The organism is Betaproteobacteria bacterium (genome assembly GCA_016709965.1).
In the GTDB taxonomy this organism is placed as follows: Bacteria; Pseudomonadota; Gammaproteobacteria; order Burkholderiales; family Rhodocyclaceae; genus Azonexus; species Azonexus amarohabitans.
Map to the genome: position 1 here is coordinate 191,778 of JADJLT010000002.1, position 11,760 is coordinate 203,537.

The window sequence follows — 11,760 nt, forward strand, 5'->3', positions numbered from 1 at the left end:
TAAATCTAGACGGCCGTTGGCAATAGGCAACGGTGCTAGCCGGATTGGGAACGAAAGTGCATCGGCCCGCCGGTAAAGGGGGCAAAGCCGGTGCCGAAAATCACGCCGGCATCCGCCAACGCTGCATCTGCAACCACACCATCGGCGACCAGTTTTTCAACACGATCAATCAACGGGGTCATCAGTCTTTCAGCCAAACCGGCTGGCACGCTGCCGGCAGCGGCCTTTGTCGCACGGCCCGACGACCAGTCGTAAAAGCCCTGCCCGCTCTTCTTGCCAAGCTGCCCTTTCTCGACACGTTCGATCAGGCAACGCGGCGCATCGGCCCCACCGGCCAGTTGCTTGCCGGCCGCCATGGCAATATCGAGACCGACGGTATCGATCAGCTCGATCGGCCCCATCGGCATGCCGAAGGCGAGCATGGCTTCGTCGACTGCTTCCGGCGAAATTCCCTCGTCGACCGCACGCATGGCGGCCAGCATGTAGGGCGCCAGCACGGCGTTGACCAGGAATCCCGGCGCACTTTTCACCGGCAGCGGCAGCTTGTCGATCTGTTTGACGAAGGCGCAGGCCGCCTGCACGACAGCCGGATCGGCGCCTTCCGCCTCGACGACTTCGACCAGTGGCATCATCGCCACCGGGTTGAAGAAATGGATGCCAACCAGGCGTTCCGGCTTGCTGAGCACGGTGCGCAGGTCTTCGAGTTTAAGGCTGGAGGTATTGGTCGCCAGCACGGCACCCGGTTTCATGCGCTGTTCAAGCACATTGAACAGCGCGTGCTTGGCCTCGACGTTTTCGAAAATCGCTTCAATGACCACATCGGCATGCGCTACGCCATCGCCGTTCGGATCGGGGATCAGGCGGTCGAAGGCGTCACGGATTTTCAGCGGCTCGCGCAGGCGCTTGGTGAACAGGGCATGAGCGCGCTTGAGCGCCGGGGCAATCCGTTCCAGCGTCTGGTCCTGCAAGGTCACCGTCATGCCGCGCAGGGCGCACCAGGCGGCAATGTCGCCACCCATAACGCCGGCGCCGACGACATGAACGCGCCTCGTCTTGAAATCCGATGCCTTGCCGAAGCCCTTCAGCCGTTCCTGCAGGTGATAGACGCGGACCAGATTGCGCGCCGTCGGCGAGGTGATGATGCGGTCGATTACCTCCGGAGCGGCCAGCGCATTGCCGTCGTGCTTCGCCCACAGATCGATAATGGCGTACGGTGCCGGGTAGTGTTCGGTCCGGGCCTTTTTCGCCACCTGCTTGCGGGCGCCGTTGGCGACAAGCGATTTCAACGGGCCGTTGAGCAGGCGCTGCAACAGAGGCAAGGGCCGACGTGGCTGACCAGACATTACCAGTTGGCGAGCCGCCATTTCCATGACGCGCGGCGGCACGCAATCGTCGGCCAGCCCCATTTTTTTTGCTCGTTTGGCGTCCAGCGTCTTCCCGGTCAGCATCAGGTCAAGTGCCGCAGCCGGACCAACGCGCTTCGGCAAACGCAGCATGCCCCCCCAGCCGGGGAAGATGCCCAGCATGACTTCCGGCAAGCCCATCTTGGTGCCGGGTTCGTCGACCGCCAGCAAGTAGCGGCAAGCGAGCGATAGTTCCAGGCCGCCACCCAGGCAGTGACCACGGACCAGCGCCAGCGTCGGGTAGGACACTGCCGCCAGACGATTGAACAGGTTCCAGCCACGCGCAACCAGCACCCTACCTTTTTCAGCCGTGTCGAGTTGCGAAAATTCCTCGATGTCGGCGCCTGCGATGAACCCGGCGTCTTTGCCGGAGCGGATGATCAGCCCCTTGGGCGCTTGCTTGTCGAGTTGGTCGAGGATTTCGCCAAACTCGGCCATCACCTCTGCAGACAACGAATTGGCCGATTCACCGGCCTTGTCGAGCATGGCGACGACGATGCCACTTTCTTCCATGATCAGTTGCCAGTGTTTCATGCGCTTTTCTCCCGCTGGCCGATCGCTACACCCCAAGGGTGCTTCCTTCGGTGCGTGGTCAACCGGAAAAACTGGCCGAAATTGAAATTTTCTTTCATCTCAGAGCGCCTCCACCAGCATCGCGCCACCCAGCCCGCCGCCAATACAAATCGTGGCAATCCCACGTCTGGCCTTGTTCCGGCGTAGCACGTGCAGCAGATGCAGCACGATGCGGGCGCCGGAGGCACCGACCGGGTGGCCGATGGCGACAGCGCCACCATCCACATTGAGTTTTTCGTCGTCGATGGCACCGAGTGCGCCGGGCAATTCAAGCTGCTCACGGCAATATTCATCGGATTGCCACGCAGCCTGACAGCCCAGCACCTGCGCTGCAAAGGCTTCGTTCAGCTCCCAGTAATCGATGTCATTCAGTCCGAGGCCGTGGCGTTGCAAGATGGGTGTCGTGGCATGCACCGGGCCAAGCCCCATCTGCGCCGGATCGAGTCCGGCCCATTCGCTGTCGACGATCTTGCCGATAGGGTTTAGCTCCCATTTATTGACTGCTTCTTCGGAAGCCAGAATCACCCAGGCGGCACCGTCGGTAATCTGCGAACTGTTAGCCGCCGTGATGTTGCCGTATTTCTTGTCGAAGAAAGGCTTCAGCTTGGCCATGCCAGCCATGCTGGCGTCGGCGCGTACGCCATCATCCTCGGCGTAAACTTTGCCTTGCCTATCGACGACCGGGACGATCTCGCCGAAATACCCTGCGGCGCGGGCGGACATCGCTTTCAAGTGACTTTTGACGGCGAATTCGTCCATCTGCTGGCGGTTGATGCCAAATTTCCAGGCCAGATTTTCGGCTGTCTGGCCCATCAGCAAGCCGACAACCGGGTCGGTCAAGCCCTTCATCAAACCAATGACCGGCTTCAGCAACTCGGCCAGCGGCAATTTCGAAAAATGACCAATTTTCTGGTTGACCGTGCGCATCGCCATCATGCCGGCGAACCAGCGCACCATGGCGTCCGAATAGAGCAACGGTGCCCTTGAGAGCGCGTCGACGCCGCCGGCCAGCACCAGTTCGGAACGCCCGCACTGAATGTTGGCAATCGCCGAGTCGATGGCCTGCATGCCTGACGCGCAATTGCGCATCACCGTCCAGCCGGGCACCTTCTTGCCGCAGCCGAGGCGCAGGGCGACCATGCGGCCGATGTTGGTTTCGTCCGGCGACGGTGCGGCACAGCCGAGAATGACTTCGTCGAGATCGCTCGGTTCGAACGGCTGGCGTAGCAGCAGCGCCCGTCCCGCCTGCATCGCGAGGTCGGATGCCGCGAAAATTCCCGGCCCTTTCTGCGCTTTCAGAAAAGGCGAACGCGCGCCATCAACCACGTAGATCGTCTTGCTCATTTCAGGCGGCCATCCTCGAATCTGCGGCCTTGTGGGCCGAAGCCACCCCGTAATCGAACGGGAAATCATCGACATGAACCACGATGTCGCGGAGGCGATTACGCTGCTTCATGATTTCGTAGTCGGCCGCAGAAATCACCCCCGCCTCAAATGCTGCAACAGCGATATCCCGAACATTGGCCAGCGGGTTATTGTCGAAACGCCCATCCTTTTCGGCAGCCCGAATCTGTGCCTCGATTGGCTCGGCGAGCAGCGTCGACTTCAGCGCCAGCTCGATCGCACCGACCGGCTCACTTTCGACCAGCGGCAGGTAGCACTCGGCAGTGAGGCGATCACGGGTAGCTGAGGGTGCAATCAAGGCCTTGGCAACTTGGTGGCCAACCTCGTCCGATGGCACGACATACGGATGGCCCCAGGGGAAGATCGAGCGGTGCAGGAACGTCCCGACAAAGGGGATCGGGAAGTTGGCGATGACCCCGTCGAAGGCCTGCTGCGCCTTGTACATCGCATCCCAGATTGCCCAGTGAGCAAGAGGTGCATCTTCAATTTCCCGCCCCTCTTCCTCGTAGCGCTTGAGGGTGCAGGAGATAAGGTACATCTGGGCGAGGATGTCGCCAAGGCGTGCCGACAACTTTTCGCGACGCTTGACGCTTCCGCCCAATACCAGCAGCGAGATGTCGGCCATAAAGGCAAACGCCGCAGAGAAGCGCGTCAGTTGCTGGTAATAACGTTTCATTTCCGGCGCCGTTTCGACGTTGACCGTGGCGAAATGCGATCCGGTCATGCCCAGCCACAGGGCGCGGAAACCGTTCTTGATGGTGAAGCCGATATGGCCGAACAGCGCTTTGTCAAAATCAGCCAGACCCTGCTTCTGGTCCGGGTTCTGCGCCGCCTGCATTTCCGGCAACAGGAAGGGATGGCAACGGATGGCGCCCTGGCCGAAGATGATCAGCGAGCGGGTCAGAATATTGGCGCCTTCAACGGTGATGCCGATCGGCACCTGCTCGTAGGCACGACCGAGGAAGTTCGACGGGCCAAGGCAGATGCCCTTGCCGCCGATCACGTCCATGCCGTCATTGACCACCTGACGGGCGCGTTCGGTCACGTGGTACTTGGCGATGGCCGACACCACCGATGGCTTTTCGCCGAGATCGACAGCACCGGCCGTCATCTTGCGCACGGCATCCATCATGTAGGTGTAGGCACCGATGCGGGTCAACGCCTCCTCGACGCCTTCGAACTTGCCAACCGCCATCTTGAACTGACTGCGCACGCGGGCATAGCCACCCACCGCACGCGCCGTCATTTGCGCCATGCCGGTGTTGGAAGACGGCAGCGAAATGGAACGACCAGCGGCCAGACACTCCATCAACATCCGCCAGCCGTGCCCGGCTTTTTCCGGGCCGCCGATGATGAAATCGAGCGGCATGAAAACGTCTTTGCCACGCGTCGGGCCGTTCATGAACATGGCGTTGAGCGGGAAGTGGCGACGGCCCGTCTCGACACCGGGGTGATCATAGGGCACCAAGGCACAAGTGATGCCGATGTGCTTCTTGTCGCCCAAAAAGCCATCTGGATCGTAGAGGTGGAAAGCCAGCCCGAATACTGTGCACACCGGCGCCAGCGTGATGTAACGCTTGTCCCAAGACACGCGCATGCCAAGCACTTCCTTGCCCTGCCACATGCCCTTGCAAACGATTCCGCTATCGGGAATGGCGGCGGCATCCGAACCGGCCCACGGGCTGGTCAGCGCAAAGGCCGGAACTTCGATGCCCTTGGCCAGGCGCGGCAAATAATGGTTCTTCTGTTCCTCGGTGCCGTAGTGCAGCAGCAACTCGGCCGGACCGAGCGAGTTCGGCACCATGACCGACACCGACAGCGCCGACGAACGCGTCGACAGCTTGGTCACCACTTGCGAATGGGCGTAAGCCGAGAACTCCAGCCCGCCGTATTTCTTCGGGATGATCATGCCGAGGAAGCCCTTGTCCTTGATGTAGCGCCAGGCCTCGTTAGGCAGGTCGTACAGTTCGTGAGTAACCTGCCAGTCATTGACCAGTCGGCAGGCTTCCTCGCACTCGATGTCGAGAAATGACTGCTCGGCCGGCGTCAGCGTTGGCTGCGGATAGCCATGCAGCTTCTGCCAGTCCGGCTTGCCACGAAACAGCTCTCCTTCCCACCACACGGTGCCGGCCTCCAGCGCGTCGCGCTCGGTGTCGGACATCTGCGGCAGCACCTTGCGATAGGTGGAAAAAATGGGCCGGGTGATCACGCTTCGGCGCACAGGCCGAATCAGAACCAGCCCGACCACTACCATCAGGGCGATGAACCCAAGTAGCGGAATGATGCCGTTGAACATGCTGTTGTCTCCTTTTATTTTTTTGTTTTTGCCGATTATTTGCCGTCGACCGCAGCATCGGCTTTTACTGCAATACTTGTCGGATCATCAGAAAACTGGGGCAACTGTGCGCGCAGGCCACCTAGCAGGAAGGACATCAGGCGCGGCACGAGGCGGTCCAGTCGGTCTACCGAATCCTCATCCTCAATCTGCCAGTCAGTCACCAGCCGCAGCGCATCGGTACCGGCAATGGCGTAGGAGGTCGCGCCCAGCATGAAGTGGAAGCGCCACACTATCTCGGCCTTGGGCACCTCGGGCAATGCCTTGAACAGCGCCTCCTTGTAGCGATCCATCACGCCCTTGTATTCATGCGCGAGGAAGGCACGAATGAATTCGGAAGGCTCGGTCAAGGTTCGCCCCAGCAAGCGCAGGAAAGTCATGCCGCCTCGCTTCTCATCGCCGCCCATGCGCAACAAGGTCCCGAAAAAGGCGTCGACAATGACCGATGGCTTGAGCGGCTGATCGACGGCTTCTGCCTCCAGTTGGTCGAGAACGCGCATGCGCTCTTCATTCAACCAATCCAGACGACGACGGAAGACTTCTTGAATCAGACATTCCTTGGATCCAAAGTGGTAATTCACGGCAGCGAGATTGACGCTTGCCTCGCTGGTAATCTGACGCATCGACGTTCCCTCATAACCATGCGTCATGAACAGGTGTTCGGCAGTGTCAAGAATGCGTTCGCGAGTATCGAGTGTTCTGACTTCCATCATCCCCTCCTTGTTTTTATAATTCATACGTTCGTTTTAATCATAGAAAAAAGACACGCCTTTTGCAAGGGTTTTTTGCGCTCGAATACCGAGCAATGCCATCGGCAATTCAGTCCAGCTACACAAACAGATACTACCTGTTGCAATCCGTTACTTGAGCTACCACCCGCCGGCAAGTATCTTTAGCTCATGCGCTGCCCCCCACAGCCTAGGTGGTCTCTCCCCCCTCCTTAGTGACCACCTCGAAAGCCCCGCCTCCCCCAGCGGGGCTTTCGCCTTTTCGGGCCATGAATCACTGGGGTGTTTGGCGTAGCGTCGGGATATTGGGCTGATTTACCAGGCAGCCCTGGCGGCCTAATCTCAGGACGTCAAACAGTTGCCAACTTCCGTTCGATATCGCCGTGAAGATTTGGGACGTATCCATTCGCTGATAGGACCGCGAATCATGGTATGGCTGCGGCAACACCAGCAAATCGATGACGATGCATGGCGTGACGGACAATTGCACTATTTCAGCTGAGCATCCCCTGCTTTTAGGACAAAGGCACCGACCGCTTCCTTCGATCGGCGGCTCAGCGCGGCGTTTTCACCATTGCTACGGTCAACCGGAAATTTTGACCGAATTTGAAATCGGATATTGGGACTTACCGAAGTCACCCAAATACCCGACCCACATCAACAATTCAAAAGTCGCCCAGGACAAGGCGGTCGCCAGAAACAGTGCGTCATCAGCCCTCTCATCCTGCCCGCTCGACGCAAACAGATATCGAAGCCGATCAGAAGTAGTCCGCAATCGCTACACGCAATAACGGTGAATGGCGTTGGACATACAAACCATTCTGCAGAGGTTGGGGACGAAAATCGTCCTCACTCAGACGCCCCTTGACGAAGCGTTCCGTTAGCTCGCAAAACAGGGCGACCTGGTCGTCGAACAGCCGCTGATCACTATCTTTGTATTGGTACATATCAGGATCTTTGCATCCGCTTCACGGCAACACGAAGCTGCTTTTTTCGCGAACATGTGTATCCGGATCATCGACAGCAACAATGTCGAAATGGATGGGCTGGATACCCGACAATGTTCCGTCTGCGCGCGAAGAAACGGTAACGGATATCGGCTGGATGCTACCCGAATTGGCTAAGAACTCGCTTTCACCCTCAATCCTGAGATCAGGCAGACCGCCGACCGCAACCCGATATGTTTTCCGGGTCGCATCAAGATTCATCAACTTCAGTATGTAGGCATTTTCGATTCGTCCTTCCGAGGATTCCCTCAGTAACGCGCCCCTGTCACGCAGAACATCGACCAGCAGTAACGAGCGCTGGCTGAGATTCCACGCCGCGAGGCCGCTCAAAACGACCAAAAGCGCGGCATAAAGGGCGACTCTCGGCCGCTCGCGCAGACCTTGCGGCTTACACTGACCAGCAAGCTCACGCTCCGATGCAAAGCGTATGAGACCGTGCGGCAGAGCGATTTTGTCCATCACCTGGTTGCAGCCATCAATGCACAGGCCGCAGTTGATGCACTGATATTGCAGGCCATCACGGATGTCGATACCGGTCGGACAGACCTGAACGCAGATGCCACAATCGATACAGTCGCCGGTGTTAGCAACCTGACGTTTGACATTGCGCGGCTCGCCGCGCTGGCTGTCGTATGCAACAGAAGCCGTCGTCGGATCGAACATCACACCTTGAAAACGCGAATAGGGGCACATGTGCTGGCACACCATTTCGCGCGCCAGACCGGCCTGCACATAACAAAATGCAGTATAGAAAATCAGCCAGAATGCTTCCCAGGGCCCAGTCTCAAATGCGAAGACAGTCGGCAGCAATTCGCGGATAGGGGTGAAGTAGCCAACAAACGTGATGGCTGTCCAGGCTGCCAGCACGAGCCATATCCCGTGTTTGACCACCTTGAGCCCAAGCTTGCGGGCATTCATCGGTCCCTGATCAAGTTTCAGCCGTGTGAGATGGTCGCCTTCGACCCTGGCTTCAACCCAAGTGAAGATCATCGTATAAACCGTCTGGGGGCAGGCGAACCCACAAAACAACCGACCGGCCAGCGCCGTGACAAAGAACAATGCCGTTGCCGCGACAATCAGGACGAAAGCAAGCAGCAAGGCATCCTGTGGCCAGAGCACCAAGCCGAACAGGTAAAGCTTTTCGTGTGCGATGTCGAAGAGAATGGCCTGACGGGAGATATCGACGCTATCCCAGTTCAGCCAGCAGGCACCGTAGAAAATGACCTGAGTGAACCAGACCATTGCCCAGCGGATCCTGTTAAACCGGCCGTCGACAGACTTGGCATGAATTTTCCCCTTTTTGCGGTACAGCTCCAGCTTGGCTTCTCTAATTCTGCTGACTGGCTTGCCCATATTCGTGCTCCTGATCGGTGGATGCACGCAAGTAGATCATCAGGCGGAGAATGGGGTCAGATTCAGATTGAGCGATTTAATATAGGCACAGATGCCTGCCATCGTATTCGTTGATCCGGCGCCCGTGAAAAGTCATGAATTGCGGCGGAGCCCTACGCTGATCCCTTGATTGCTTTCGTGGCACCACTGGCTATCTGTCGATGGCCATCAATCAGTTATAACTGATTTGCGATCAACCGCCCGAGTATCGCTATTGCTTCCTGCTGATGAGTAGAGTCCGGGTGGCCAAAGTTGAGGCGCAGGTGATGGATAAACTCGCGTTTAGCCGAAAAAATTGGCCCTGGGGCAATACTGATGCCTCTGGCCAGCGCTTCCTGATGGAGAGCCAAAGTATCGACTTGCTGCGGCAACTCCAGCCAGAGAAAGTAGCCACCCAAGGGACGGGCCAAACGTGTGCCCAAAGGAAAATGTTTCTCGATGGAAGCAACTAATGTTGCCTCCTGCTCAGCCAGGCGACGCCGCAACTGACGCAGGTGATTTTCATAGGCGCCATGCTTGAGATAATCAGCAAGAGCAATTTGTACCGGAATGGTTGTAGCAAGACTTGTGGAAAGTTTGATCCGCTCAATTTTATTTGCGTATCGACCGGCTGCAACCCATCCCAGTCGATAGCCGGGCGCCAGGCATTTCGAGAATGAAGAAACATGCATCACCAGCCCGTCGGTATCCTCGGCCTTGCTGCAAAGTGGTGCCACCCGCCCGAAGTAAAGCTCGGCATAAACATCATCCTCAATAAGCGGAACCTTATGCCGCGAAAGAAGATTTATCAGCGCCTTTTTTCGTTCATCCTTTACCAGGCTACCGGTCGGGTTAGCAAAATTCAGCATGAACAAGCAGGCCTTGATCGGATGTTGGCGTAAGGCATCCTCTAATGCTGCCAGGCTAATTCCCTCGCGCGGATGGCTCGGGATCTCAATCACTTTAAGGCCCAGCCGCTCACTGGCCTGAAGCCCAGCGTAAAAGGTGGGTGACTCAATAGCGATCAGGTCTCCTGGTTGCGTTACAGCCTGCAAGCATAGATTGAGCCCTTCCATTGCGCCCGAGGTAATGACTATTTCCTGCGGGGATACAGAGGCTCCATGGGCGAGATAGCGCAGAGCCAACTGCCGACGAAGTTCTTCATTGCCTGGCGTAAGGTCTGTTACGGTTGCGATCGGATCCAGTTTACGCGCCGCATTACCAAGATAACGCCCTAGTTTTTCGAGAGGAAACAGGTAAGGACTGGGAAAACTTGAGCCCAATGGAACCACCGATGGATCGCGAACACTATCGAGTATCTGGAAAATAAACTCACTGACCTCTAATCCGGTCGAACCACCCACGGGATGTGAGATATCCGGCTCGGGAAGATCACGCCCAAGGCGGGCGCGAACAAAATAGCCTGATTTAGGACGTGCCTCTATCAATCCCCTGCTTTCCAGCAGGTAATAAGCCTGCGTCACAGTAATTGGGCTAATCCCTTGTGCATTGCAGGCTTTACGGACAGAAGGCAGACGATCCCCAACACGCAAGATACCGTCAATGATCAGTTTTTCGGTCTGCTCGGCGAAGTCTTGGTAAAGGCTCATTTCGAGATGCTAGCAGCCTTGAGCTGTATTTGATGATCAAGGGCAGTCAGATTTAGGCGGGCTTTGGACGATGGCTAAGCATATACAGAACTAAACTAAAGCAACTGATTGGCCGAGTTTACTCACTTGGGGCCACTTCCCCGTGCCTCACTTCTTCCCTGATCTATCGTCATAGGGTCACTCGAGCCGATACCACCCGGAACTACGTGCAATCCTCCGATAGCCATTACACTTTAAGAATCGTGGTAACACTTGGCTGAACTATGCGTATCCAGATCGCATCCGATCTACACCTTGAACACGTTCAATGGCGATTTCCGGAATATCGAGCTATCGAACCTTGTGTCGCGGATGTGCTTGTGCTGGCTGGCGACATCAATCAGGGAACGCGGGCGCTGGACCAATTCGCCGACTGGCCATATCCGGTCGTGTACGTTCCAGGAAATCACGAATATTACAATTCATCGTTGGCTGACATTGAAGCCAGGTTTGTGCAGCGAGCCGAGGACTACCCAAATGTCAGCATATTGGCGCCAGGTTGCTGCGAAATTGCCGGCGTAAGGTTTATTGGCTGTACGTTGTGGACAGATTACGAACTCTTCGGGAAAGAGCACCGGGATTTGGCCATGGCGATTTGTGGTGAAAGCATTCCTGATCACACCGCGATCAAAGTAGTCGAAGAATCACCATTTACGCCCGCGGCCGCATTGACGCTACATCTGGCACAACGCCAGTGGTTGAAATCAAGACTGGCTGAACCGTTCAATGGAAAGACCGTGGTCGTCACCCACCATGCACCTTCTGCACTCAGTCTTCATCCGCGCTTCGCAAAAGACATCACCAGCGCCGGCTTTATGTCGAATTTATCGGAATTGCTTGGCAAGGCCGAGCTGCACATCCACGGCCACACGCACCATTCATTTGATTATATGGTCAACGGCACACGCGTGATCGCCAACCCGAAGGGTTACAGCAAGGGGGTCAAATGGGCTTCAATTCCCGCCGACTTGGCGCATGAAAATCCAAGCTTTGACCAACGATTTACCGTAGAAATCTGACGTCGACTACTGAATGCCATCAATGGCGTCAGTTGAATGATGGTGTTGAAAAACCCATTGCTCAAGCCGGGTTCGCTCGCCCGATATGCGATTTTTTGCGTGTTTTAGCCTTTAAATGAGGTCGGCGAGCTGTGTTTTTAGGTCATTTCTGTCGGCGCGCGTTTAAAAATACCCGGCTGTGCGCGTTGAACGATTACTCAGGGACGTTGGCCGCCTGAGGCAGGTCGGTTGAAGTTTAGTGTAGCGGATTCATCCGGGTTTTGAAGGAAGC

7 protein-coding genes are annotated in these 11,760 nt (G+C 56.9%); 1 reads left to right on the plus strand and 6 read right to left on the minus strand.

Annotated elements, in window-relative coordinates; genetic code table 11:
- Positions 1-35 precede the first annotated feature (35 nt).
- From IPJ12_12335 to IPJ12_12360, 6 genes are all read right to left on the minus strand, one after another.
- On the minus strand, positions 36-1,937 hold the full coding sequence (locus tag IPJ12_12335) for an enoyl-CoA hydratase/isomerase family protein (GenBank protein MBK7647930.1): 1,902 nt from the start codon (positions 1,935-1,937) through the stop codon (positions 36-38).
- A gap of 99 nt (positions 1,938-2,036) precedes the next feature.
- The gene (locus IPJ12_12340) at positions 2,037-3,320 is read right to left on the minus strand and encodes an acetyl-CoA C-acetyltransferase (GenBank protein ID MBK7647931.1); all 1,284 of its coding nucleotides are present in this window, start codon (positions 3,318-3,320) and stop codon (positions 2,037-2,039) included.
- Between the two features lies 1 nt (position 3,321).
- The gene (locus IPJ12_12345) at positions 3,322-5,676 is read right to left on the minus strand and encodes an acyl-CoA dehydrogenase (protein MBK7647932.1); all 2,355 of its coding nucleotides are present in this window, start codon (positions 5,674-5,676) and stop codon (positions 3,322-3,324) included.
- Between the two features lie 35 nt (positions 5,677-5,711).
- On the minus strand, positions 5,712-6,428 hold the full coding sequence (locus tag IPJ12_12350) for a TetR family transcriptional regulator (protein MBK7647933.1): 717 nt from the start codon (positions 6,426-6,428) through the stop codon (positions 5,712-5,714).
- 983 nt (positions 6,429-7,411) lie between these two features.
- On the minus strand, positions 7,412-8,803 hold the full coding sequence (gene ccoG / locus IPJ12_12355; protein ID MBK7647934.1) for a cytochrome c oxidase accessory protein CcoG: 1,392 nt from the start codon (positions 8,801-8,803) through the stop codon (positions 7,412-7,414).
- Between the two features lie 215 nt (positions 8,804-9,018).
- A complete protein-coding gene (locus IPJ12_12360) occupies positions 9,019-10,431 on the minus strand; it encodes a PLP-dependent aminotransferase family protein (GenBank protein MBK7647935.1) in 1,413 nt (470 codons plus the stop codon).
- 263 nt (positions 10,432-10,694) lie between these two features.
- On the opposite strand from IPJ12_12360, the gene IPJ12_12365 reads away from it, so the two are divergent.
- Positions 10,695-11,489: a metallophosphoesterase family protein gene (locus IPJ12_12365; protein ID MBK7647936.1), complete on the plus strand. Its 795-nt coding sequence runs from the start codon at positions 10,695-10,697 to the stop codon at positions 11,487-11,489.
- Positions 11,490-11,760: the final 271 nt, after the last annotated feature.